The organism is Cellulomonas sp. P1_G12_2 (genome assembly GCF_056405535.1).
The window spans coordinates 95031-119581 of the sequence record NZ_JBFUBX010000008.1; the positions used below are offsets into that span (position 1 = coordinate 95031).

At 72.6% G+C, this 24551-nt stretch carries 21 protein-coding genes; 20 read left to right on the forward strand and 1 reads right to left on the reverse strand.

Annotated elements, in window-relative coordinates; all coding sequences use genetic code 11:
- Positions 1-12 precede the first annotated feature (12 nt).
- The 6 genes from dop to AC1DXT_RS19085 all read left to right on the forward strand — a co-directional run bounded on the left by dop (position 13) and on the right by AC1DXT_RS19085 (position 5844).
- Positions 13-1620: a depupylase/deamidase Dop gene (dop, locus tag AC1DXT_RS19060; RefSeq protein WP_477062865.1), complete on the forward strand. Its 1608-nt coding sequence runs from the start codon at positions 13-15 to the stop codon at positions 1618-1620.
- A 127-nt stretch (positions 1621-1747) separates the two neighbouring features.
- A complete protein-coding gene (locus AC1DXT_RS19065; protein ID WP_056094052.1) occupies positions 1748-1945 on the forward strand; it encodes a ubiquitin-like protein Pup in 198 nt (65 codons plus the stop codon).
- Positions 1946-1951: 6 nt separating this feature from the next.
- A complete protein-coding gene (gene prcB / locus AC1DXT_RS19070) occupies positions 1952-2785 on the forward strand; it encodes a proteasome subunit beta (RefSeq protein ID WP_477062866.1) in 834 nt (277 codons plus the stop codon).
- Positions 2782-3483, forward strand: coding sequence for a proteasome subunit alpha (gene prcA, locus AC1DXT_RS19075; protein WP_477062867.1), 702 nt, complete (start codon positions 2782-2784; stop codon positions 3481-3483). Before prcB ends, prcA begins: the two co-directional genes overlap by 4 nt.
- A gap of 34 nt (positions 3484-3517) precedes the next feature.
- On the forward strand, positions 3518-4879 hold the full coding sequence (gene pafA / locus AC1DXT_RS19080) for a Pup--protein ligase (RefSeq protein ID WP_056094063.1): 1362 nt from the start codon (positions 3518-3520) through the stop codon (positions 4877-4879).
- Between the two features lie 80 nt (positions 4880-4959).
- Entirely contained in the window at positions 4960-5844 is an 885-nt protein-coding gene (locus AC1DXT_RS19085; protein ID WP_477062868.1) for an FKBP-type peptidyl-prolyl cis-trans isomerase, read from the forward strand.
- On the opposite strand, the gene AC1DXT_RS19090 is transcribed toward AC1DXT_RS19085, so the two are convergent.
- On the reverse strand, positions 5841-6488 hold the full coding sequence (locus AC1DXT_RS19090) for a TIGR03085 family metal-binding protein (protein ID WP_477062869.1): 648 nt from the start codon (positions 6486-6488) through the stop codon (positions 5841-5843). The two genes, AC1DXT_RS19085 and AC1DXT_RS19090, sit on opposite strands and share 4 nt — an antisense overlap.
- Before the next feature lie 187 nt (positions 6489-6675).
- Here AC1DXT_RS19090 and AC1DXT_RS19095 point away from each other — a divergent pair, with 187 nt between their 5' ends.
- From AC1DXT_RS19095 to AC1DXT_RS19160, 14 genes are all read left to right on the forward strand, one after another.
- Complete coding sequence (locus AC1DXT_RS19095; protein ID WP_477062900.1) at positions 6676-8472, forward strand: ABC transporter ATP-binding protein; 1797 nt, start codon at positions 6676-6678, stop codon at positions 8470-8472.
- Positions 8469-10286 (forward strand): ABC transporter ATP-binding protein, encoded by a 1818-nt coding sequence (locus tag AC1DXT_RS19100; RefSeq protein WP_477062870.1) that lies wholly within the window; start codon positions 8469-8471, stop codon positions 10284-10286. Before AC1DXT_RS19095 ends, AC1DXT_RS19100 begins: the two co-directional genes overlap by 4 nt.
- Positions 10287-10333: 47 nt before the next feature.
- Complete coding sequence (gene hisI / locus AC1DXT_RS19105; RefSeq protein WP_477062871.1) at positions 10334-10735, forward strand: phosphoribosyl-AMP cyclohydrolase; 402 nt, start codon at positions 10334-10336, stop codon at positions 10733-10735.
- A complete protein-coding gene (locus AC1DXT_RS19110; RefSeq protein ID WP_477062872.1) occupies positions 10732-12300 on the forward strand; it encodes an anthranilate synthase component I in 1569 nt (522 codons plus the stop codon). The genes hisI and AC1DXT_RS19110 overlap by 4 nt, the downstream gene beginning before the upstream one ends.
- Entirely contained in the window at positions 12297-12887 is a 591-nt protein-coding gene (locus AC1DXT_RS19115; protein ID WP_477062873.1) for a Trp biosynthesis-associated membrane protein, read from the forward strand. The genes AC1DXT_RS19110 and AC1DXT_RS19115 overlap by 4 nt, the downstream gene beginning before the upstream one ends.
- 91 nt (positions 12888-12978) lie before the next feature.
- Entirely contained in the window at positions 12979-13284 is a 306-nt protein-coding gene (locus tag AC1DXT_RS19120) for an HGxxPAAW family protein (RefSeq protein ID WP_477062874.1), read from the forward strand.
- Positions 13285-13341: 57 nt separating this feature from the next.
- Positions 13342-13860, forward strand: a complete 519-nt coding sequence (locus AC1DXT_RS19125; RefSeq protein ID WP_477062875.1) for a DUF4190 domain-containing protein — start codon at positions 13342-13344, stop codon at positions 13858-13860.
- Position 13861: 1 nt separating this feature from the next.
- Positions 13862-14335: a DUF2752 domain-containing protein gene (locus AC1DXT_RS19130; RefSeq protein WP_477062876.1), complete on the forward strand. Its 474-nt coding sequence runs from the start codon at positions 13862-13864 to the stop codon at positions 14333-14335.
- A gap of 136 nt (positions 14336-14471) precedes the next feature.
- Positions 14472-15284 (forward strand): indole-3-glycerol phosphate synthase TrpC, encoded by an 813-nt coding sequence (trpC, locus tag AC1DXT_RS19135; RefSeq protein WP_056094097.1) that lies wholly within the window; start codon positions 14472-14474, stop codon positions 15282-15284.
- 35 nt (positions 15285-15319) lie between these two features.
- Positions 15320-16597 carry a tryptophan synthase subunit beta gene (gene trpB / locus AC1DXT_RS19140; RefSeq protein WP_477062901.1) on the forward strand — a complete coding sequence of 426 codons (1278 nt, stop codon included), beginning with the start codon at positions 15320-15322 and terminating at the stop codon, positions 16595-16597.
- Positions 16594-17403 carry a tryptophan synthase subunit alpha gene (gene trpA / locus AC1DXT_RS19145; RefSeq protein WP_477062877.1) on the forward strand — a complete coding sequence of 270 codons (810 nt, stop codon included), beginning with the start codon at positions 16594-16596 and terminating at the stop codon, positions 17401-17403. The genes trpB and trpA overlap by 4 nt, the downstream gene beginning before the upstream one ends.
- Positions 17400-18281, forward strand: coding sequence for a prolipoprotein diacylglyceryl transferase (lgt, locus tag AC1DXT_RS19150; protein ID WP_477062878.1), 882 nt, complete (start codon positions 17400-17402; stop codon positions 18279-18281). Before trpA ends, lgt begins: the two co-directional genes overlap by 4 nt.
- A 150-nt stretch (positions 18282-18431) precedes the next feature.
- Positions 18432-22997 carry a glutamate synthase large subunit gene (gene gltB, locus AC1DXT_RS19155; RefSeq protein ID WP_477062879.1) on the forward strand — a complete coding sequence of 1522 codons (4566 nt, stop codon included), beginning with the start codon at positions 18432-18434 and terminating at the stop codon, positions 22995-22997.
- Positions 22990-24456 carry a glutamate synthase subunit beta gene (locus AC1DXT_RS19160; RefSeq protein WP_477062880.1) on the forward strand — a complete coding sequence of 489 codons (1467 nt, stop codon included), beginning with the start codon at positions 22990-22992 and terminating at the stop codon, positions 24454-24456. The genes gltB and AC1DXT_RS19160 overlap by 8 nt, the downstream gene beginning before the upstream one ends.
- Positions 24457-24551: the final 95 nt, after the last annotated feature.

Consider the following 24551-nt stretch of genomic DNA (forward strand, 5'->3'; position numbering starts at 1 on the left):
TAGGGTGGACGGGTGACCGTGYGCCGCGTGATGGGGATCGAGACCGAGTACGGGATCCTCCAGCCCGGACGTCCTCTGGCCAACCCCATGCTGCTGTCCAGCCACGTGGTCGCGGTGCACGCGGCGGCCCGCGAGGGTGCCCGCACCAAGGCGCGGTGGGACTACGACGACGAGGACCCGCTGCACGACGCCCGCGGGTTCCACCTGCAGCGCGCGTCGGCCCACCCGTCCCTGCTGACGGACGACCCGGAGAAGCCGGCGCCCTCCGGTGACGGGCCGCAGGCCCTGCCGCGCGCCACCACCGAGGAGTACGAGGACCCCGGCGCGGCGAACGTCATCCTCACCAACGGCGCACGCCTGTACGTCGACCACGCGCACCCGGAGTACTCGTCGCCCGAGGTCACCAACCCGCTCGACGCTGTGCGCTGGGACCGCGCCGGCGAGCGCGTCATGCTGGCGTCGGTGCGGGCCCTGGCGTCCACCGCCGCGCTGCCGGACGTCGCCCTGTACAAGAACAACGTGGACGGCAAGGGCGCCACCTACGGCATGCACGAGAACTACCTCGTCGACCGGGCCGTGCCCTTCAGCGACCTGGCGGCCCGGCTGATCCCGTTCTTCGTCACCCGCCAGGTGTTCACGGGGGCCGGCCGCGTCGGTCTCGGTCAGCGCGGCGAGGAGCAGGGCTTCCAGCTGTCGCAGCGGGCCGACTACGTGGAGGCCGAGATCGGCCTGGAGACGACGCTGCGCCGCCCGATCATCAACACGCGCGACGAGCCCCACGCAGACCCGGACCGGTGGCGGCGTCTGCACGTGATCATCGGCGACGCGACGATGCTCGAGGTGGCCACCTATCTGCGACTGGGCACCACGTCGCTGGTCCTGTGGCTCATCGAGCGCGCGGTCGCCGAGGGCGGTGCCGGGGGAGCGCTGGCTGCGATCGACCGGCTGACCCTGCGGGACCCCGTGCAGGCCGTCCACGTGGTCAGCCACGACCTGAGCCTCACCGCGCGCCTCGAGCTCACCGACGGGCGTCGGCTGACGGCCCTGGAGGTGCAGCGCGAGTACCTCGCGGCGGTGCGCACGGCGCTGGCTCACGTCGGCGACGAGCCCGACGCCCAGACGACGGACGTGCTGACCCGGTGGGAGTCCCTGCTCGACCGGCTGGACACGGACCCCGCGTCGTGCGCCCGGGAGGTCGAGTGGCTGGCCAAGCTCCGGCTGCTGGAGGGGATGCGCCGCCGCGACCGGCTGGCGTGGGACCACCCGCGGCTGGCGGCGATGGACCTGCAGTGGTCCGACGTGCGGCCCGAACGCGGCCTGTACCACCGGCTGGTCCAGGCCGGTGCGGTCGAGCTGCTGGTGACCCCCGAGCAGGTGGCCGACGCCGTGCTGCACCCGCCCCGCGACACCCGGGCGTACTTCCGCGGCGAGGCGGTCGCGCGGTACGGCGGCGAGATCTCCGCGGCGAGCTGGGACTCCGTCGTGTTCGACGTGCCGGGCGCGGCGACGCTCCAGCGGGTCCCGATGCGCGACCCGTTGCGCGGGACGCACGCGCACGTGGGCGAGCTCCTGGACCGGAGCCCCGACGCCACGGCCCTGCTCGACGCGCTCGGCGCGTAGCGACGCCGGCCGGCCGGCACGAGTTCGCCCGCTCGCTCGTCCGCACCGTGGGCGTCGGGACCGGGAGCGTCGGGAGATGGGCCTAGGGTGGGCGTCAGCACGTCGTCTGGCACCCCGGGAGGTCACCATGGCTGGTCAGGAACACGTACGCCCGCGCCGCGAGGACGCGGAGCCGGACGACGGCCCGGACACGCCCGCCCCGGCAGCGCCGAGCGCGCAGTCGCGGGACGCGGAGGTCGACGCGCTGCTCGACGAGATCGACGACGTCCTGGAGTCCAACGCCGAGCAGTTCGTGCGCGGGTTCGTGCAGAAGGGCGGTCAGTGACCGCCGATGAGCTCACACGACACGTCCGCTTCCGGGCGGCTGCCGCACGCGTTCACGACCCCCGGCTCGTCGTCGTTCGTGGAGTTCTTGTCCGGCCACGCCCCGCAGCTGCTGCCGGGTAACCGGCCGGCCGGAGAGGTGCACGCGCCGCACGGCACCACCATCCTGGCGCTCGGCTTCGAGGGCGGGATCGTCATGGCCGGTGACCGCCGCGCGACCATGGGGTCGATGATCGCGAGCCGGGAGATCGAGAAGGTCTTCCCGGCCGACGAGTACTCAGCCGTCGGCATCGCCGGCACCGCGGGGCTCGCCGTGGAGCTGGTCCGGCTCTTCCAGCTGGAGCTCGAGCACTACGAGAAGATCGAGGGCAGCCTGCTGTCGCTCGACGGCAAGGCGAACCGGCTCGCGACGATGATCCGCGGGAACCTGGGCATGGCCATGCAGGGGCTGGCGGTCGTCCCGCTGTTCGGCGGCTTCGACCTGGACCGTCGGCTCGGGCGGATCTTCTCCTACGACGTCACGGGCGGCCGGTACGAGGAGCACGACCACCACGCGGTCGGGTCGGGCTCCGTCTTCGCGCGCGGCTCGCTCAAGAAGCTGTGGCGGCCGGGGCTGGACGCCCCCGGTGCGATCCGCGTGGCCGTCGAGGCGCTCGTGGACGCGGCCGACGACGACTCGGCAACCGGCGGTCCGGACCACACGCGGGGGATCTGGCCGGTCGTCGCGACCGTCACGGAGTCCGGGTATCTGCGGGTCAGCGATGCCGACCTGGCCGCGGTCGCGGAGCAGGTCGAGCAGGAACGACGCCGCTCGCACGAGAGCCGTGGGGGTGCGCGATGAGCATGCCGTTCTACGTCTCGCCCGAGCAGCTGATGAAGGACCGGGCGGACTACGCGCGCAAGGGCATCGCCCGCGGACGGTCCGTCGTGGTCCTGCAGTACGACGACGGCATCGCGTTCGCCACCGAGAACGCGTCGCGCGCGCTGCACAAGATCTCCGAGATCTACGACCGGATCGGCTTCGCGGCCGTCGGCAAGTACAACGAGTTCGAGAACCTGCGGGTCGCCGGTGTGCGCTACGCCGACCTGCGCGGCTACTCCTACGACCGGGAGGACGTCACCGCGCGCGGGCTGGCCAACGCCTACGCGCAGACGCTCGGCACCTCGTTCACGACGGAGTCCAAGCCGCTCGAGGTCGAGATCGTCGTGGCCGAGGTGGGGCGGGCCCCGGCCGGCGACCAGATCTACCGGCTGGCGTACGACGGCTCCGTGACCGACGAGCACGGCTACGTCGTGATGGGCGGCCAGGCCGAACGGCTCGGCGGGCTGCTCGCCCAGGAGTGGCGTGCCGGGCTCACGCTGCCCGAGGTTCTCGCGCTCGCCGTGCGCACGCTCGGCTCACCGGCGGACGAGGGCGGCGAGGCGCGGACGATCCCCGCGGCGCAGCTGGAGGTCGCGGTGCTCGACCGGACGCGACTCCGACGCACCTTCCGGCGGTTGGCCGGGGCGCTGCTGGAGGACCTGCTGGACGCAGACTGAGGACACCGGACCGGGCGACGGAGGGAGCACGGCGATGGACAGGCGGATCTTCGGCCTGGAGACGGAGTACGGCGTGACGTGCGCCGCCCAGGACGGTCGCGGGCTGTCGGCCGACGAGGTCGCGCGCTACCTCTTCCGCAAGGTCGTCGCCTGGGGTCGTTCGTCGAACGTGTTCCTGCGCAACGGGTCGCGCCTGTACCTCGACGTCGGCTCGCACCCCGAGTACGCCACCGCCGAGTGCGACGACGTCCGCCAGCTGGTCACGCACGACCGTGCGGGCGAACGGATCCTCGAGGGGCTCGTCGCGGACGCGCAGCAGCGGCTCGAGCACGAGGGCCTGCCCGGCACGATCCACCTGTTCAAGAACAACACCGACTCGGCCGGCAACTCCTACGGCTGCCACGAGAACTACCTGGTGCGCCGGCAGGGCGACTTCTCGCGGCTGTCGGACGTGCTGGTGCCCTTCCTCATCACGCGCCAGATCCTCACGGGCGCGGGCAAGGTGCTCACCACGCCGCGGGGGGCGGTCTACTGCCTGTCGCAGCGCGCGGACCACATCTGGGAGGCGGTCTCCAGCGCCACCACCCGGTCCCGGCCGATCATCAACACGCGCGACGAGCCGCACGCGGACGCCGAGCACTACCGCCGCCTGCACGTGATCGTGGGCGACTCGTCGATGTCCGAGACCACCACGATGCTCAAGGTCGGCACCACGGACCTGTTGCTGCGGATGATCGAGGCCGGCGTCCCCATGCGGGAGATGGCCCTGGAGAACCCGATCCGCGCGATCCGGGAGATCAGCCACGACCTCACGGGCATGCACCCGGTGACCATGGCGAACGGCCGGACGGTCACCGCGATCGACCTGCAGGAGGAGTACCTCACGCGGGTGACGGACTTCCTGGCCTCCGAGGGCGGTCCGAGCCCGGAGAACAAGCAGGTGCTCGACCTGTGGGAGCGCGGGCTGCGTGCGATGCGCACCGGCGACCTCACGCTCGTGGACCGCGAGCTGGACTGGGTGATCAAGTACAAGCTCATCGAGCGCTACCGCGCCAAGCACGACCTGGAGCTGTCCGACGTCCGGGTGCAGCGCCTCGACCTGGCGTACCACGACATCTCCCGCACCGAGGGCCTCTACAACCTGCTGGCCGCCAAGGGCATGGTCGAGCGCGTGACCACGGACCTGGAGATCTTCGAGGCCACCGCCGTGCCGCCGCAGACCACCCGGGCCAAGCTCCGGGGAGACTTCGTCCGGGCCGCGCAGGATGCCCGCCGTGACTACACCGTCGACTGGGTGCACCTCAAGCTCAACGACCAGGCGCAGCGCACCGTCCTGTGCAAGGACCCGTTCCGGAGCGTGGACGAGCGGGTGGACCGGCTCATCGAGTCCATGTAGGACGAGCGCCCAGGACGGCGCCGTACAGTGTGGCGGTCCTGCGCGATCGCGTGACGGACCCAGGAGCTGGAAGGAACGACGTGCGACGACTGCAGGGCCGAGCCCTGGTCGCCGGTCTGGCGATCGCGCTGATCACCCTCACCGGGTGCACCACCCCGGAGACCGAACCCGCCGCGGTCACGGTGTCGGGGGAGCCGGGTGAGGCGCCGACGATCACCTACGTCACGCCGTTGCAGGTCGACGCGACGCGCACGGAGCAGATCTGGCCGGGCACGGGCGCCGAGCTGGCCGAGGGAGCGCCGGTGCTCATCGACTTCTGGCTCGAGGACGCCACGGACGCGTCCCTGGTCAAGGAGAGCTACTCGTCCAACCCGACGGCGATGCTGCTGACGGAGGAGGACCTCGGCACGGACCTGTACGAGACGCTCCGGGGGCAGCAGGTCGGGGCACGGCTGCTCCAGGTGAGCCCGGGGAGCGGCTCGGGCGCGTCGGACTACCCGACCGTGACGGTCGTCGACGTGCTGCCCACCCGCGCGGAGGGTGAGCCCGTGCCGCCGGTCCCGAACCTCCCGGTGGTGACGCTGGACGCCTCGGGCGCCCCGTCGATCACCCCGACCGGTACCGAGCCACCGACGACCCTCGTCGCGCAGCCGCTGGTCCGCGGCTCCGGTGAGCAGGTCGGGGCGAGCGACGTCGTGACCGTGCAGTACACGGGCTTCGCCTGGACGACCGGAGAGGCGTTCGACTCCACGTGGTCGCACGGGCTCCCGGTCTCGTTCTCCCTGCAGGACGTCCAGGCCTGGGCCGAGGGCCTCGTCGACCAACCGGTCGGCAGCCAGGTCATGCTGGTCGTCCCGCCGACCTACGCCCTCGGCGTCACCGACAGCGAGGAGCTGGCAGGCCAGACGGTCGCCTTCGTGGTCGACATCCTGGCCACCGGGCACCCGGAGCAGGCTGCCGGCTAGCTCGAGGGCAGGACCTTCTGGATCGTGCTGAGATCGTTCCGGTCACCGTCGATCGTGATGTCGGCGGCGGCCCCGCGCCCGAGCAGGTAGAGCGCGAGCTCGCCGACCTCCCCGTGGACCACGACGGTGCCGTGATCGCCCTTCGGTGAGCGCAGGTGGTGCCGCACGCCGTCGCAGCGGACCAGGACGACGCCCACCGGGACGCTGCGCAGGCGCAGCCCTCCCGTCCGCTTGAGCTGGCTCCACAGGGCTTCGACGAGGTCGGGGTCCAGCTCACGCGCAGCCACCGGTCCGGCGCCCCGGCGCACGTCCTCGGTGTGCACGAAGAACTCGATGAGGTTGCTGGCCTCGGCGGCCCAGGCGGCCGGGTGCCACGCCGCGGGGCGGTCGGCCACCCGGGCCACCAGGTCCCGGTAGGTGCCCTCGGTGGTCGCCTGGTCGGCGAGCGCGGCGATCCTGCGCTCGGCGAGGGCCGCGAGGGCGGGCACGGCGATCCCCGCACCCACCACGGGGTTGCGCTCCCGCAGCACCACGTGCGCGGCGAGGTGGCGCGCCTGCCAGCCCTCGCAGAGCGTCGGTGCGTCGGGAGCGACGTCGCGGAGGGCCTGCGCGAGCTGCTCGCGTTCGATCTCGTGCCAGGTCATCCCCGCAGGATCGCACGCGAGCAGGGGCGACGCGTGACGGGTAAGCGCTCGCACCACCGTGAGAGGATGACGGCACCCCCACAGCTCCACGGAAGGTCCTGTCGTGCCCTCGCGAGACGCGTCACCGCCGTCGGTGGCACTCACCGGCTCCGTCCCTCGTCGAGCGTTCCAGCTCATCGGCCGGGGGATGCGCGCCCACCCCGGCACCTACGCCCTGGCTGTGGGCACCTCGGCCGTCTTCGGGGTGCTCACCGTGGTGGTGAGCCGTGTGCTCGGCGCCGTGACCGACCAGGTCGTCGTCCCCGCGCTGGCGGGATCGGCGCAGGCGCGCGACCGGATCTGGCTGGCGGGCCTGGCGATCGCCCTGGTCGCCGTGACGCTCGCGGTGACGGTCGCCGGGCGGCGCATGTTCGCGGGCAAGGGGTTCGCGCTGATCCAGGAGGACCACCGCGCCGCGGTGACGCGGCAGTACCTGCGCCTGCCCATGTCGTGGCACCGGCAGCACCCCACCGGTCAGCTCCTGTCGAACGCCAGCGCGGACGTGGAGGCCGCGACCTCGATCTTCAACCCGCTGCCGTTCGCGATCGGCGTCGTGGTGATGCTCGTCGTGGCCACCGTCGAGCTGCTGCGCACCGACGTCTGGCTGGCGCTGGCGGCGCTGGTGGTGCTGCCGCTCGCGGTCATCGCCAACGTGGTGTTCCAGAACCGGATGTCACCGGCGGCGATCCGCGCGCAGCAGCTGCGCGCGGAGGTCGCGGACATCGCGCACGAGAGCTTCGAGGCGGCTGTGCTGGTCACGTCGCTCGGCACGGAGGCGCGCGAGGAGGCCAGGTTCGCGGAGCGGGCCGAGCAGCTGCGTGACGCCAACGTCCGGGTGGGCGTCGTGCGGGCGCTGTTCGACCCGGTGATCGACCTGCTCCCCAGCATCGGCACGCTGCTCGTGCTGGTCGTCGGCACGGTGCAGATCCGCGCCGGGCGGGTGGAGACCGGGGACGTGGTCGCGGCTGCGTACCTGCTCACCCTGCTGGCGGTGCCGGTCCGCGCCTTCGGCTGGGTGCTCGGTGAGCTGCCCCGGGCGCTCGTCGGCTACGACCGGATCGCCCGCGTCATCGACTCGCACGGTGCCCTGAGCGTGGGGAGCACGCCGTGGGCGCCGTCCGGGGGAGCGCGCGTCGAGCTGCGGCACGTGGGCCTCTCGGTCCCGCTGCCCAGCGGCGGCGAGCTGGAGCTGCTGCACGGGATCGACCTCGACGTGCCCGCGGGCCGCACGATCGCGGTGGTCGGCCCGACCGGTGCCGGCAAGACGACGCTCGTGTCGCTGGTGAACCGGCTGTACGACCCGTCGCACGGCTCGGTGCACGTCGACGGCCTCGACCTGCGTGACGTCCGTCCTGCCGACCTCGCGCGGCACGTGGCGCTCGTCTCGCAGTCCACGTTCGTTTTCGAGGACACCGTGCGCTCCAACGTCACGCTGGCCGACGACGGCGAGCCGGGCTCCCCGGACGACGACGCCGTCTGGGCCGCGCTGCACCTGGCACGGGTCGACGACGTCGTCCGCGCGCTGCCCGGAGGTCTGGACGCCCCCCTCGGGGAGCGGGGAGCCAACCTGTCCGGCGGCCAGCGGCAGCGTCTGGCGCTCGCCCGCGCGCTGGTCCGGAACCCGTCCGTCCTCGTCCTGGACGACGCGACGTCGGCCGTCGACCCGCGCATCGAGCAGGCGATCCTGCGCGGCCTGCGCGGCGACGGCGAGGCGTCGAGCCCGACGGTGCTCCTGGTCGCCTACCGGATGTCGTCCGTGCTGCTGGCCGACGAGGTGGTGCACGTCGACGGTGGCCGCGTGATCGACCGCGGCACGCACGACGAGCTGCTGGAGCGCGACCCGGGCTACCGCGAGCTGGCGACCGCGTACGAGCAGGAGACCGCGCGCCGTGCCGCGGAGGTCGCCGACGAGGAGGCCCTCGAGGTCGTGGAGGAGCGGGCATGAGCGAGCAGAGCCCGGAGAACCGCCTCGCCCCGGCCAGCACCCTCGGCGTGCTCGCGACGCTGCGCCGCGGGATCCAGGTCTCCCCGCAGCTGCTCGTCGGCTGGCAGGTCACGGTGCTGCTCGCCGTCACCGCGTCGATCGGCCGCGTGCTCGTGCCCATCGCCGTGCAGCAGACGGTGGACACTGGGATCCTCGCCGACGGTGGACCGGACGTGCCGCGCGTCGTGGCGCTCGCCGGCCTGGCCGCGCTGGGCCTGCTGCTCGGCGCCGTCTGCTCGGCCTACGTCAACGTGCGGCTCTTCCGCTCGAGCGAGAGCGGGCTCCTCGCCCTGCGCACCCGCGCGTTCCGGCACGTGCACGACCTGTCGGTGCTCACGCAGAACACCGAGCGGCGCGGGTCGCTGGTCTCGCGGGTGACCTCCGACGTCGACACGATCTCGTTGTTCGTCCAGTGGGGCGGCATCATGCTGCTCGTCTCGGTCCTGCAGATCGCCGTGGCGACCGTGCTCATGTCGGTCTACTCCTGGCAGCTGACCCTGATCGTGTGGGCGGGCTTCGTTCCTCTGTTCCTGGTCCTGCAGCCGCTGCAGAAGCGCGTCAACGCCCGCTACACCGCAGTGCGGGAGCGCGTCGGCGCGATGCTGGGCTCCATCTCGGAGGCCGTCGTCGGCGCCGAGACGATCCGCTCGTACGGGGTGGCCGGGCGCACGCAGCGTCGGATCGACGCGGCGATCGGTGCCACCCGCGCGTCGATGGTGCGCGCGCAGAACCTGGTTGCCGCCGTATTCTCCAGCGGCGTGCTGGTGGCGAACCTGGTACTCGCCGTGGTGGTCGTCGCGGGCACGTACCTGGGCATCGCCGGGGAGATGTCCGTCGGGCGGCTGCTGGCGTTCCTGTTCCTCGTGCAGCTGTTCACCGGGCCCGTGCAGATGGCGACGGAGATCCTCAACGAGCTGCAGAACGCGGTCGCCGGGTGGCGCCGGGTGCTCGGCGTGCTGGAGACGCCCATCGAGGTGGTCGACGCGGGCGCCTCGGGAGTGCCCAGTCCCCGTGGGCCCGCGCACGTCGAGCTGCGCGACGTCGGCTTCGCCTACCCGGACGGTCCGCCGGTGCTCCGCGGCGTCGACGTCGCGATCCCCGCGGGGGCGTCGGTGGCGGTCGTCGGTGCGACCGGCTCGGGCAAGACGACCATCGCCAAGCTGGTCGCGCGGTTCATGGACCCGACGAGCGGCTCGGTGCTGCTCGACGGGGTGGACCTGCGCGACATCCCCGTCGCCGACCTGCGGCGCCGGGTGGTGCTCGTCCCGCAGGAAGGGTTCCTGTTCGACGGCACGCTCGCGCAGAACGTGGCGTACGGCCTCCGGCACGAGGACGGGACGACGGCCGCGCAGGACGACGACGTGCGGATCCGTGCGGCGGTCGAGGCGCTCGGTCTGGACGGCTGGGTGGACGAGCTCGCCGACGGCCTGGACACCCCGGTCGGCCAGCGCGGCGAGTCGCTGTCGGCGGGGGAGCGGCAGCTCGTGGCCCTTGCGCGTGCCTACCTGGCCGAGGCGGACCTCCTGCTCCTCGACGAGGCCACGTCCGCGGTCGACCCGGCGACCGAGGTCCGGATCGCACGTGCGCTCGACTCCCTCACGCGCGGGCGCAGCACGCTGACCATCGCGCACCGGCTGTCGACGGCCGAGGCGGCGGACACGGTGATCGTGGTCGACGCGGGCCGTGTGGTCGAGGTCGGGCACCACGACGAGCTCGTCGCGCGCGACGGGCACTACGCGGCGATGCACGCCGCCTGGGTGTCGCAGACGCGCTGACCGTGGACGGGTCCGTGCCCGTCGCTGCTGCGTGGCAGGATCGGGACGTGCCTTCCAGCCCCACCGAACCCCTCCTCGATCCCGCCGTCGCCGAGCGCCTGAAGCGCGACGAGCACGGCCTGGTGGCGGCGATCGTGCAGCAGCACGACTCGCGCGAGGTCCTCATGCTCGGCTGGATGGACGACGAGGCGCTGCGCCGCACCCTGGCCACCGGCCGGGTCGTGTTCTGGAGCCGGTCGCGCCAGGAGTACTGGCGCAAGGGCGACACGTCCGGGCACGCGCAGTACGTGAAGGCCGTGAACATCGACTGCGACGGGGACGCGCTGCTGGTCGAGGTGGACCAGGTGGGCGCTGCCTGCCACACCGGCGCCCGCACGTGCTTCGAGGCGGGCGGCCCGCTGCCCGTCGTCGTCGGATCCCGTCCCACCGAGACCGGAGGACCCCTGTGACCGCCCCCGCCGTCCCCACCGACGTCACCGTCGCCGTGGTTCCCTGGGGGAGCACGTGGCCGTCGCTCGAGGCCTTCCGCGGGCTCGCGCGCGACCGCCGGGTCGTCCCTGTCGTACGCCGGCTGCTCGCGGACGACGTGACGCCCGTCGGCCTGTACCGCACGCTCGCCGACGGGCGGCCAGGGACGTTCATCCTCGAGTCGGCCGAGGCCGACGGGAGCTGGGACCGCTACTCGTTCGTGGGCGTGCGGTCCCGCGCCACCCTGACCGTCCGCGACGGCTCGGCGGTCTGGGTCGGAGACGTCCCGGTCGGGGTCCCGACCGAGGGCGACGCCCTGGACGTGCTGGAGCGCACGCTGGACGCGCTGCGCACCCCGTCGATCGCGGGACTGCCGCCCCTGACCAGCGGGCTGGTCGGCGCGCTCGGGTGGGACATCGTGCGGCACTGGGAGCCGACCCTGCCCGCGAACGCCCCCGACGAGCTGGGCGTCCCAGAGCTCACGCTGCTGCTGGCCACCGACCTCGCGGTGGTCGACCACCACGACGGTTCGGTCTGGCTGATCGCGAACGCCATCAACTTCGACGACACCGACGAGCGCGTGGACGACGCGCACGCGGACGCGGTCGCCCGGATCGACGCGATGGAAGCGGCGCTGCTGCAGCCCGCCGAGTCGGCCGTCGCGGTCCTGGCGGACGTCGCCGAGCCCGAGCTCGCGTTCCGGACCACGCGCCAGGAGTTCGAGGACGCCGTGCGCACAGGCCAGGAGGCCATCCACGAGGGCGACGTCTTCCAGGTGGTCATCTCGCAGCGGCTCGACCTGGACTGCCCGGCGGAGCCGCTCGACGTCTACCGCGTCCTGCGCACCATCAACCCGAGCCCGTACATGTACTACCTGCAGCTGCAGGACGCGGACGGCCGGGACTTCGCGGTCGTCGGCTCCAGCCCGGAGACGCTCGTGAAGGTCACGTCGGGGCGGGTCGTCACGTTCCCGATCGCCGGGTCGCGACCCCGCGGCGCCACGCCCGACGAGGACCGCCGCCTGCAGGACGAGGTCCTGGCCGACCCCAAGGAGCGGGCCGAGCACATCATGCTGGTCGACCTGTCCCGCAACGACCTGGTCAAGGTGTGCGAGCCGGCGAGCGTCGAGGTCGTCGAGTTCATGGCGGTCAAGCGCTACTCGCACATCATGCACATCTGCTCGACCGTCGTCGGTCGGCTGCGCGAGGGCGCGACGGCCCTGCAGACGCTCGTCGCCACCTTCCCGGCGGGCACGCTCTCGGGCGCTCCGAAGCCGCGCGCGATCGCGCTCATCGACGAGATCGAGCCCGCCCGACGGGGCATCTACGGGGGCACCGTGGGGTACTTCGACTTCGCCGGGGACATGGACATGGCGATCGCCATCCGGACCGCCCTGATCCGGGACGGGCGCGCGAGCGTGCAGGCCGGCGGCGGGATCGTCGCGGACTCGGTGCCGGCGCTGGAGTACGAGGAGTCGCGCAACAAGGCCGCGGCTGCCGTCCGGGCGGTGCAGATCGCCTCCCGGCTGCGGCGGGCGGGCGCGTGACGGTTCCGGCGCACGCCGCCCGGTCGCGTCCGTCGGGACGTGGCCGTGCCGCCGGGCTGCTGCTCCTGCTCGCCGGCCTGACCGCCCTCGTCGCCGTGCCCACGTGGTTCACGACGACCGGCATGACCGCGCTGCAGGGAACGGTGACCGTGCAGGCCGCGGGCTCCCAGGTGGCACCGGCGATCCTCGCGGCCGCGGTCGCGATCCTCGCCGCGGTGGCCGCCGTGGGGCTGGTCGGTCGCGTCGGGCGCTGGGTGGTCGCCGCCGTCGTCGTCGCGTGCGGGGTGCTCGTCGTCGGGACGACGCTCGGTGTGCTCGGCGACCCGGAGGGTGCAGTGATCCCCGTCGTCGCGGCGGAGACCGGGGTGGGCAAGCTCGCCGGACCGGTCACGACGAGCGTGTGGCCCTGGCTAGCCGTCGCGGTCGGGGTGCTCGACGTCCTCGCCGGGGTGTGGCTCGTGGTCGCGTCCCGTACGTGGTCCGGACCGACGCGGCGGCACGAGAACGTCGCCGGCGCGGCGGCACCGACCACACCCGACGAGCGGTCCGACTGGGACGCCCTCACCCGGGGCGACGACCCGTCCTGACGTGCGGTCCGACTCGTCCGTCGGGTGCCGGACGGCGTTCCGATGGTCGGATAGGGTTGGGCGCAGAACCGAGCACGGAGGGCACCCACTGATGGCTGACGACACCCTGGCGCACCGCGCACAGAACGCCACGACGACCGAGGCGATGCACCTGCCGCCGACGGCCGCACCGACCAACCACGGCAAGACGCTCGCCGCGTGGTTCACCACGTACGGCGTGGTCATCGCGTTCGTCGTCGCTGCCCTCGGCGTGCTGTTCGCGCAGGTGTGGCTGTTCTGGGTCGGCATGGCCCTGGTCGCCCTCGTGCTGATCGGCGGCAAGGCCCTGCAGGCCTCCGGCCACGGCCAGGGCGGCGCCAAGACGCGTGCCCGGCAGGCACGCACCGGCGGGCACTGACCCGCCCGTTCCACCGCCACCCGGGAAGCGGATGGCGCACGCGACCCAGGAGGACCGATGTCCACCCCCAACGAGCCGCAGAACCCGTACGGCAGCGGAGAGCCGCAGCCGCCGCAGGACCCCACCGGGGTGCCGCAGTACCCGGCAGCGCCCCCGCCGCCGCAGCCGCAGTACCCCGCGGCGCCGTACCCGGAGGCCGGCGGAACTCCTCAGTACCCCGCGGCCACGCCGTACGGGTCGGCTCCCGGCTACCAGCAGCCCGCTCCGGGGTACGGCGGCGCCTACGTGTACCCGAAGAACAGCCTCGCCGTCTGGTCGCTGGTCCTCGGCATCGCGTCGTTCGTGCTGTCGTGCGGGCTCTTCACCGGGATCCCCGCGGTGATCGTCGGCAACAACGCCAAGAAGGCCGTCGCTCGCGGCGAGGCGAACAACGGTGGCATGGCCACGGCGGGCGTCATCCTGGGCTGGATCGCGATCGTGCTCTCGGTGCTCGGGATCATCGTGTTCGCCGTGCTGTTCTCGAACGCGGACTTCCGCGACGCGTTCACCGACGGCTACAACTACTCCGACTACTGACGTGACGACCGTCGACGACGGTCCGCAGCCTCAGCCGACCGGCCCGCTCCCGACCGACGCACCCGCGCCGGCGGCGGCGGGCCGTCGTGCGTCGGTGCGCGGTCCGCTCGTCGCCGGGGCCGTCGTCGTCGCGGCGACCGTCGTGCTCGCGGTGCGGGACCCGCACGCGACCGGCAGCTACGGCGTGTGCCCGCTGTACACGCTCACCGGGCTGTGGTGCCCCGCGTGCGGTGGACTTCGTGCGACCCACGACCTGGCGCACGGGGACCTGGCGGCGGCGTGGTCGATGAACCCGCTCTGGGTGCTCGCCGTCCCGGTGGTGATCGCGCTCTGGGGTCGCCTGGTGGTGCTCCGCGCCCAGGGACGCGCGGTACGGCCGGCACCCGCACGGGCCGCGTGGGCGTTCCTGGCGGTGATCGTCGTGTTCGGGGTGCTGCGCAACGTGCCGGTGCTCGCGCCGTGGCTGGCGCCCTGACGGACCGGGGTGTCCAGTACGCGGCCTGTGGTCGGGGTCACTCGCGGACCGCCCTACGATGAGGCGCAGGGCCACAGCGGTGCTCGGCAGCGAGCAGAGTGGTCCGGAATCGACCGGGGGAGAAGGTGAGTTGTCGATGACCGTGCTGGACGACATCGTCGCGGGAGTCAGGCAGGACCTCGCCGTCCGGGAGCAGGCCACGCCGCTCGCGACGGTCAAGGAGCGGGCGCGCCGCCGCGAGTCGGCGATCGAGTGCGTGGGTCGCCTGCGTGCGGAGGACGCGGTCCGGGTGATCGCCGAGGTCAAGCGGTCCAGCCCCAGCAAGGGCGCACTAGCGACCATCAAGGACCCGGCGGCCCTGGCCGCCGAGTACGAGAAGGGCGGCGCCGCCGTCATCTCGGTGCTCACCGAGGAGCGCCGGTTCCACGGCTCGCTGGCCGACCTGGACGCGGTCCGCGCCCGGGTGGACATCCCTGTCCTGCGCAAGGACTTCATCGTCACGCCGTACCAGGTGTGGGAGGCGCGCGCGCACGGCGCCGACCTCGTGCTGCTCATCGTCGCCGCGCTCGAGCAGACCGTGCTCGAGTCGCTGGTGGAGCGGGTGCACTCCCTGGGCATGACCGCGCTGGTCGAGGTGCACGACGCCGAGGAGGTCTCCCGGGCCGCCGACGCCGGTGCGCGCGTGATCGGCGTGAACGCCCGCGACCTGCGCTCGCTCGAGGTGGACCGCACCACGTTCGCGCGCGTCGCCCCTGCCATCCCGTCGCACATCGTGAAGATCGCCGAGTCCGGGGTCCGCGGCCCGCACGACGTCATGGACTACGCCCGCGCCGGTGCCGACGCGGTGCTCGTCGGCGAGGCGCTGGTCACGGACGACGCCCCGCGCGAGTCGGTCGCCGACCTCGTGGCCGCGGGTGCGCACCCGTCTCTGCGGGCGGTGCGGCAGTGACCGGTCGGTCGACCGTCGGCCCGCTGTCGGACAAGCTGCTCGAGGCCACGGCCAGCGGTCCGCTGTCCACCCACGCGGGACCGTACTTCGGTGAGTTCGGGGGCCGGTTCGTGCCCGAGGCGCTCATCGCGGCGCTGGACGAGCTGGACACGGAGTACCACAAGGCGTTGACGGATCCGGCGTTCGGCCGCGAGCTCGCCCGTCTGCACCGCACGTACACGGGTCGGCCGAGCCCGCTCACCGAGGTGCCGCGGTTCGCCCAGCACGTGGCACCCGGCGTGCGGGTGTTCCTCAAGCGCGAGGACCTCAACCACACCGGCTCGCACAAGATCAACAACGTGCTCGGGCAGGCCCTGCTGGTCAAGCGCATGGGCAAGACGCGCGTGATCGCGGAGACCGGCGCAGGCCAGCACGGCGTCGCGACGGCGACGGCGGCCGCGCTGCTCGACCTCGAGTGCGTCGTCTACATGGGCGAGGAGGACACCCGCCGGCAGGCCCTGAACGTGGCCCGCATGCGGCTGCTGGGCGCCGAGGTCATCCCGGTGTCCATCGGCACGCGGACGCTCAAGGACGCGATCAACGAGGCCCTGCGCGACTGGGTGGCCAACGTCGAGACGACGCACTACCTGCTCGGTACCGTCACGGGGCCGCACCCGTTCCCGGAGATGGTGCGCGACTTCCACAAGATCATCGGCGAGGAGGCCAGGGCCCAGCTCCTCGAGGAGATAGGGCGGCTGCCCGACGCCGTCGCCGCGTGCGTCGGTGGCGGCTCGAACGCGATGGGCATCTTCAACGCGTTCCTCGACGACCCGGGTGTCCGGCTCTTCGGCTTCGAGGCGGGCGGCGCGGGGATCTCCTCGGGCCGGCACGCCGCACGGTTCTCGGGCGGACAGCCCGGCGTGCTGCACGGCGCCAAGTCGTACCTGTTGCAGGACGAGGACGGACAGACCCTGCCCAGCCACTCGGTGTCGGCAGGCCTGGACTACCCGAGCGTCGGACCCGAGCACGCCTGGCTGCATGACATCGGGCGCGCCGACTACCGGCCGGTGACGGACGACGAGGCCATGGAGGCGTTCCGGATCCTGTGCCGGACCGAGGGCATCATCCCGGCCATCGAGTCGGCGCACGCCCTGGCCGGAGCGATCCAGCTGGGCGAGGAGCTGTCCGGCTGGACCGGCGACGACGGCCACGAGCCCGTGCTCCTGATCAACCTCTCGGGACGTGGGGACAAGGACGTGGCCACCGCCGCGGCATGGTTCGACCTTCTCGAGGACGAGCCCGTGGTGCTGGCCGACCAAGGGGAGCAGCTGTGAGCGCCGTCGCCGTCCGGTCGCAGGTCGCCGAGCACCTCGACGCCCTCGGGCGCGCGGCGCTGATCGGGTACCTGCCCGTCGGGTACCCGTCGGTGGACGGATCGGTAGCTGCGGTCCGGACGATGATCGACGCGGGCGTGGACATCGTCGAGCTCGGCGTGCCGTACAGCGACCCGGTCATGGACGGTCCGGTCATCCAGCGCGCGGTCGACGCGGCGCTGGCCGGCGGTACGCGCGTCGGCGACACCATCCGCGCCGTCGAGCAGGTGGCCGGCCGCGGTGCTCCCGTGCTGGTCATGACCTACTGGAACCTTGTCCTGCGGTACGGGGTGGACGCGTTCGCGCGGGACCTCGCCGCGGCAGGCGGGGCCGGTCTGATCACGCCGGACCTCATCCCCGACGAGGCCGCCGACTGGATCGCCGCCTCGGACGCGCACGGGCTCGACCGGGTGTTCCTCGTGGCGCCCAGCTCGACGCCCGAGCGCCTGGCCTCGACCGCCGCGGCGTCCCGTGGCTTCGTCTACGCCGCCTCGACCATGGGCGTGACGGGGGAGCGCACGACGCTGGGCAACCGCGCCGAGCAGCTGGTCGCGGACACCCGCGCCGCCGGTGCCGAGCACGTGTGCGTCGGCCTCGGCGTGTCCCGTCCGGAGCAGGCTGCCGAGGTCGCCGGGTACGCCGACGGGGTCATCGTCGGCTCGGCCCTGGTGCGCGCCCTACTGGACGCGCCCGACGAGGCCGCGGGTCTCGACGAGCTCGCCCGGGTCACGTCGGCCCTCGCCGACGGAGTGAGGTCCGCACGATGACCGCGCTGCTGCCGCTCGCCATCCCGAGCCCGTCGCAGGGCACGTGGCACCTCGGCCCCTTCCCGCTGCGCGCCTACGCGTTCGCCATCCTGCTCGGGATCGTCGCCGCGCTCTGGATGACCCGGCGTCGCTGGATCGAGCGGGGCGGCGACCCGGACACCACCCTGGAGATCGCGTTCTGGGCCGTGCCGTTCGGCATCGTCGGCGGGCGGATCTACCACGTCATCACCTCGCCGGACGCGTACTTCGGCGTCGGCGGGGAGCCGATCCGTGCCCTGTACATCTGGGAGGGCGGTCTCGGGATCTGGGGGGCCGTGGCCTTCGGCGGCGTCGGCGCCTGGATCGGCGCGCGTCGCCAGGGCGTGCGGCTCGCCCCCTGGGCCGACGCGCTCGCTCCGGGCCTGCTCGTGGCGCAGGCGATCGGCCGGCTCGGCAACTGGTTCAACCAGGAGCTCTTCGGCGGTCCGACCACGCTGCCGTGGGGCCTGCGCATCGACCCGGCGAACATGCCGGTCGGGGACCCCGCGGGCACGCTGTACCACCCGACGTTCCTGTACGAGATGGTCTGGAACCTGGCGGGTGCCGCTCTCCTGATCTGGCTGGACCGCAAGTTCCGGCTCGGTTACGGACGCGTCTTCTGGCTCTACGTCGTGATCTACACCACGGGGCGGCTCTGGATCGAGCTGCTGCGCATCGACCCGGCCGAGCTCGTCCTCGGGCTGCGGATCAATGTCTGGACGTCGATCATCGTCGGTCTCGGAGCGCTGGTAGCGTTCGTGGTGGTCGGGCGCCGGCACCCAGGACGTGACACGACCCTCCTGCTGGCACCCCCGACCGTGCAGGACGACGAGGAGATCGCGACCGATCCCGCCCGCTGACCCGCGGGTCCCGGTCGCCCCGCTCCGCACGACGATGCAGGCGGTCCGCGGACTGCGCTGTATGGTCACCAGACCTGGGCCGACGACGTCCCGCGTTCCCCTTGTTCGTGCAATTCCCCGACCCCGTCGGGGACCGTGAGGACGGTGCAGATGTCGACGTCGCCCGCGAGCCCTGGCGCACAGCGCGCGCCGCTGCCGCAGGGTCTCTACGACCCTGCAGCCGAGCACGACGCGTGCGGATTCGCGTTCGTCGCCACCCTGCGCGGGACGCCCGGACGAGACATCGTCGACGCGGGCCTGACTGCCCTGCTCAACCTTGACCACCGCGGCGCGGTGGGTGCCGAGGAGGACAGCGGCGACGGCGCGGGCATCCTCACCCAGATCCCGGACGCGTTCTTGCGCGACGTGGTGGACGCGGAGCTCCCGCCGGCGGGGTTCTACGCGATCGGCATGGCGTTCCTTCCGGTCGACGAGACCGAGCAGCGGCTGGCCGTCGCGGCCCTGGAGTCGATCGCCGCCGAGGAGAAGCTCGACGTGCTCGCGTGGCGCGAGGTCGTGGTGACGGCGGACCTCGTCGGTCCGACCGCGCGCGCCTCCATGCCCGTGTTCCGCCAGCTGGTGGTCGCGGACCCGTCGCGCGAGCTCTCGGGGATCGCCCTGGACCGCCGCGCGTACCGGCTGCGCAAGCGGGCGGAGCGGGAGCACGGCCTGTACTTCGCGTCGCTGTCCGCCCGCACCATCGCCTACAAGGGCATGCTCACCACCGGTCAGCTGGAGCCGTTCTTCGCGGACCTGTCCGACCCGCGGTACGCCTCCGAGATCGCCCTGGTGCACTCGCGCTTCTCCACCAACACGTTCCCGTCGTGGCCCCTCGCGCAGCCGTTCCGGATGATCGCCCACAACGGCGAGATCAACACCGTCCGCGGCAACCGCAACTGGATGGCGGCCCGCGAGGGCACGCTCGCCAGCGAGGAGCTGGGTGACCTGGCGCCGCTGCTGCCGGTCTGTACGCCCGGCGGCTCGGACTCGGGCAGCTTCGACGAGGTGCTCGAGCTGCTGCACCTGTCCGGCCGGACGTTGCCGCACGCGGTGATGATGATGATCCCGGAGGCGTGGGAGAACCACGCCCAGATGGACCCCGCTCGACGCGCGTTCTACGAGTACCACTCGACGCTGATGGAGCCCTGGGACGGTCCGGCGGCGATCACGTTCACCGACGGCACCCTCATCGGCTCGGTGCAGGACCGCAACGGGCTGCGCCCCGGCCGGTACTGGGTGACCGAGGACGGGCTCGTCGTGTGCGCGTCCGAGGCCGGCGTGCTCGACATCGACCCCGCGACGATCGTCGCCAAGGGCCGGCTCGAGCCGGGTCGCATGTTCCTGGTGGACACCGGCAAGGGCCGGATCATCGACGACCAGGAGATCAAGTCGTCCCTGGCCGCGCAGCGTCCCTACGCCGAGTGGGTCCGCGACAACTCCGTCTTCCTGCAGCAGCTGCCCGAGCGCGAGCACGTCGCGCACTCGGCCGCCTCGGTCCGCCGCCGCCAGCGCGCCTTCGGGTACACCGAGGAGGAGCTGAAGATCCTGCTCAGCCCCATGGCCGCCGCGGGCGCGGAGCCGCTGGGCGCGATGGGGTCGGACACGCCGGTCGCGGTGCTGTCGACGCGACCCCGGATGCTCTTCGACTACTTCACGCAGATGTTCGCGCAGGTGACCAACCCGCCGCTGGACGCCATCCGCGAGGAACTGGTGACAGCGATCGGCGGAGCCATCGGCCCCGAGCCCAACTTGCTGGAGGACGGCCCCGGGCACGCCCGCAAGCTGATCCTGCCGTTCCCGGTGATCGACAACGACCAGCTGGCCAAGATCGTGCACGTGGCCAAGGAGCCGGCGCTCGGCTACCGGGCGACCTTGATCCGCGGCCTGTACAAGGTCAGCGGCGGGGGAGAGGCGCTCGAGGCGCGCCTCGAGGAGATCTTCGCCGAGGTCGACGCCGCGGTGGCCGACGGCGTGAGCTTCCTGGTGCTCTCGGACCGGAACTCCGACGCCGACCTGGCACCCATCCCGTCGCTGCTCCTGTTGTCCGCCGTGCACCACCACACGCTGCGCCGGCACACCCGTACGCAGATCTCGCTCGTCGTCGAGGCCGGTGACGTGCGCGAGGTGCACCACGTGGCCCTGCTCATCGGCTACGGCGCCGCGGCGGTCAACCCGTACCTGGCGATGGAGACCGTCGAGGACCTGGCCCGTCACGGCTACCTGCCCGGGGTCGCGCCGGAGAAGGCGGTCGCCAACCTGATCAAGGCGCTCGGCAAGGGCGTGCTCAAGGTCATGTCCAAGATGGGCATCTCGACCATCGCGTCCTACCGCGGTGCGCAGGTGTTCGAGGCCATCGGGCTGTCGCAGCCGCTGGTCGACAAGTACTTCACCGGGACCACCAGCCGCCTCGGGGGCATCGGCCTGGACGTCATCGCGGCCGAGGTCGCCGCGCGGCACGCCGACGCCTACCCGGCGAGCGGCAACCGGCAGGCGCACCTGCGGCTCGCCGTCGGCGGCGAGTACCAGTGGCGCCGTGACGGCGAGGACCACCTGTTCGACCCCGAGACGGTGTTCCGCCTGCAGCACTCGACGCGGACGCGGCAGTTCGACGTGTTCCAGCAGTACACCAACCGGGTGGACGAGCAGTCGTCGCGCCTGATGACCCTGCGCGGGCTGCTGGCCTTCAAGGACGGCGTGCGCGAGCCCGTGCCGCTGGACGAGGTCGAGCCGGTCAGCGAGATCGTCAAGCGGTTCAACACGGGCGCCATGTCGTACGGGTCGATCTCCATGGAGGCGCACGAGACCCTCGCGATCGCCATGAACAGCATCGGCGGGAAGTCGAACACAGGTGAGGGCGGCGAGGACCCGGAGCGCCTGCACGACCCTGCACGCCGCTCCGCGATCAAGCAGATCGCCTCGGGGCGGTTCGGCGTGACCAGCGAGTACCTGACCAACGCCGACGACATCCAGATCAAGCTCGCCCAGGGCGCCAAGCCCGGCGAGGGCGGTCAGCTGCCCGGCAACAAGGTGTACCCGTGGATCGGGCGGACCCGGCACTCGACGCCCGGTGTCGGGCTCATCTCGCCGCCGCCGCACCACGACATCTACTCGATCGAGGACCTGGCGCAGCTGATCCACGACGCCAAGAACGCGAACCCGCGGGCCCGGATCCACACCAAGCTCGTCAGCGAGTTCGGCGTCGGGACCATCGCCGCGGGTGTCGCCAAGGCGCACTCCGACGTGGTGCTCATCTCGGGCCACGACGGCGGCACGGGCGCGAGCCCGCTCACGTCGCTCAAGCACGCCGGCACGCCGTGGGAGATCGGCCTGGCCGAGACCCAGCAGACGCTGGTGCTGAACAACCTGCGCGACCGCGTCGTCGTCCAGGTGGACGGCCAGCTGAAGACCGGTCGCGACGTCGTCATCGGCGCGCTGCTCGGGGCCGAGGAGTTCGGCTTCGCCACGGCGCCGCTGGTCGTGTCGGGCTGCATCATGATGCGCGTCTGTCACCTCGACACCTGCCCGGTGGGCGTCGCCACGCAGAACCCGGAGCTGCGTGCGCGGTTCACCGGCAAGCCGGAGTTCGTCGTCACGTTCATGGAGTTCATCGCGCAGGAGGTCCGGGCGCTGCTCGCCCAGCTGGGCTTCCGCACGCTGCTCGAGGCGGTCGGCCACGTCGAGCTGCTGGACACGCGTGCCGCGATCGACCACTGGAAGGCGTCCGGCCTCGACCTGGCCCCGGTCCTCGCCGTCCCGACCCCCGTCGCGGGCTCGGAGCTGCACCGCACCAAGGACCAGGACCACGGCCTCGACCGTGCCCTGGACAACCGGCTGATCGCGCTCGCGCAGGACGCCCTCGAGCGCAGCGAGCCGGTCCGCATCGACCTGCCGGTGCGCAACGTCAACCGGACGGTCGGCACGATGCTCGGGCATGAGGTGACCAAGCGCTTCGGCGGCGAGGGCCTGCCCGACGACACGATCGACGTCACGCTCACAGGCTCGGCCGGCCAGTCGTTCGGCGCGTTCCTGCCGCGCGGCATCACGCTGCGGCTGTTCGGCGACGCCAACGACTACGTCGGCAAGGGGCTGTCGGGCGGTCGGATCGTCGTGCGCCCGGACCGCAACGCCGCCCTGTCCAGCGAGCACAACGTGGTGGCCGGGAACGTCATCGGCTACGGCGCGACCACCGGGCAGATCTTCCTGCGCGGGCTGGTCGGGGAGCGCTTCGGCGTCCGCAACTCCGGCGCGACCTTGGTCGTCGAGGGTGTGGGCGACCACGGCTGCGAGTACATGACCGGCGGCACGGTGCTCGTCCTCGGCCGGACCGGCCGGAACTTCGGCGCCGGGATGTCCGGCGGCACGGCCTACGTGCTGGACCTCGAGCCGGACCTGGTCAACACCGACGCCCGGCGCACCAAGGAGCTCGCGCTCGACCCGCTGGACGACGAGGACGCAGGCGTCGTCGAGCGGCTCCTGCGCGCGCACCTCGACGAGACCGGGTCGCCCGTGGCCGCCCAGCTCCTCGAGGACCTCCCGTCCACGCGGGCACGGTTCACGCGCCTGCTGCCCACCGAGTACGCCCGCGTCCGCCGCGCGCTCGCCCAGGCCGAGGCCGACGGTCTCGACCCGGCCGCGCCCGGGGTGTGGGACCAGATCCTGGAGGTGGCCCGTGGCTGACCCCCGCGGCTTCCTGAAGGTGCGGGACCGTGAGCTCCCGCCCAACCGCCCCGTCGAGGTGCGTCTGCGCGACTGGAAGGACGTGCACGAGCACCTCCAGGACGGTCAGCCGTACCTGAAGGAGCAGGCGGGCCGCTGCATGGACTGCGGCATCCCGTTCTGCCACAACGGCTGCCCGCTCGGGAACCTCATCCCGGAGTGGAACGACCTGGTGTGGCGCGGTCAGTGGTCGGACGCGATCGACCGCCTGCACGCGACCAACAACTTCCCGGAGTTCACGGGACGCATCTGCCCGGCGCCGTGCGAGTCCAGCTGTGTGCTGGGCATCAACCAGCCGCCGGTGACCATCAAGAACATCGAGGTCTCGATCATCGACGAGGCCTTCGAGCGCGGGTACGTGACGCCGCAGGTGCCGCAGCGCCTCACCGGGCACACGGTCGCTGTGGTCGGCTCCGGCCCGGCCGGGATGGCCGCCGCGCAGCAGCTGACGCGGGCGGGCCACACCGTCGCGGTGTACGAGCGTGACGACGCCATCGGCGGTCTGCTGCGCTACGGCGTGCCCGACTTCAAGCTGGAGAAGATCCACATCGACCGCCGGCTGGCGCAGATGGAGGCCGAGGGCACGCGGTTCCGCCCGGGCGTCGAGGTCGGTCGGGACGTCACCTGGCCGCAGCTGCAGGCGCGCTACGACGCGATCGTCATCGCCACCGGGGCCACCGTGCCGCGCGAGCTGCAGGTGCCCGGCAAGGAGCTCGGCGGCGTGCACGTGGCCATGGAGTTCCTCCACCAGGCCAACGCGGTCGCGGCCGGCAAGCCGGTGGCGGACCAGATCACCGCCGAGGGCAAGCACGTCATCATCATCGGCGGCGGCGACACCGGCTCGGACTGCCTCGGCACCGCGCTGCGCCAGGGTGCCGCCTCGGTGACCACCCTCGCGATCGGCAAGCGCCCGCCGGAGGATCGCCCCGCGCACCAGCCGTGGCCGACGGACCCGATCCTGTTCGAGGTGTCGTCGTCGCACGCCGAGGGCGGCGACCGGGACTACCTCGCCTCGACGGTCGAGTTCGTGGGCGACGAGTCCGGGAACGTGCGCGCGCTGCAGCTGGCCACGACGCAGTACCTGCCCGACGGACGCCGGGTGCCGACGCCGGGCACGGAGCGCGAGATCCCGGCCGACCTGGTGCTCGTCGCGATGGGCTTCACCGGCCCGGAGGTCGACCCGCTCACCGCGCAGATCGGCATCGAGCTGACCCCGCGTGGCCTGGTCACGCGCTCGGACGACTACGCGACGACCGTGCCGGGCGTCTTCGTGGCGGGGGACGCCGGCCGCGGCCAGTCACTCATCGTGTGGGCGATCGCCGAGGGCCGCGCGGCCGCGGCAGCCGTCGACACCTACCTCTCCGGCAGCACGGAGCTGCCCTCCCCGGTCACCGCCAGCACCGTGGCGCTGCGCCCCTGAACCCCACCTGACCGCGGTCCTCTACCGGCCGGCCACGGTGGTCGGACGGGACTTTCGGTCCGACCGAGAAACAACGGAAGGCATAGGCTCGCTTC

Coding starts and splice junctions, on each gene's coding strand:
- lgt (WP_477062878.1), top strand. CDS start 17,400: ATGACCGCGCTGCTGCCGCTCGCCATCCCGAGCCCGTCGCAGGGCACG.
- AC1DXT_RS19090 (WP_477062869.1), bottom strand. CDS start 6,488: ATGACCTGGCACGAGATCGAACGCGAGCAGCTCGCGCAGGCCCTCCGC.
- prcA (WP_477062867.1), top strand. CDS start 2,782: ATGAGCATGCCGTTCTACGTCTCGCCCGAGCAGCTGATGAAGGACCGG.
- AC1DXT_RS19065 (WP_056094052.1), top strand. CDS start 1,748: ATGGCTGGTCAGGAACACGTACGCCCGCGCCGCGAGGACGCGGAGCCG.
- AC1DXT_RS19125 (WP_477062875.1), top strand. CDS start 13,342: ATGTCCACCCCCAACGAGCCGCAGAACCCGTACGGCAGCGGAGAGCCG.
- gltB (WP_477062879.1), top strand. CDS start 18,432: ATGTCGACGTCGCCCGCGAGCCCTGGCGCACAGCGCGCGCCGCTGCCG.
- AC1DXT_RS19120 (WP_477062874.1), top strand. CDS start 12,979: ATGGCTGACGACACCCTGGCGCACCGCGCACAGAACGCCACGACGACC.
- trpC (WP_056094097.1), top strand. CDS start 14,472: ATGACCGTGCTGGACGACATCGTCGCGGGAGTCAGGCAGGACCTCGCC.
- AC1DXT_RS19100 (WP_477062870.1), top strand. CDS start 8,469: ATGAGCGAGCAGAGCCCGGAGAACCGCCTCGCCCCGGCCAGCACCCTC.
- AC1DXT_RS19095 (WP_477062900.1), top strand. CDS start 6,676: ATGCGCGCCCACCCCGGCACCTACGCCCTGGCTGTGGGCACCTCGGCC.
- pafA (WP_056094063.1), top strand. CDS start 3,518: ATGGACAGGCGGATCTTCGGCCTGGAGACGGAGTACGGCGTGACGTGC.
- prcB (WP_477062866.1), top strand. CDS start 1,952: ATGAGCTCACACGACACGTCCGCTTCCGGGCGGCTGCCGCACGCGTTC.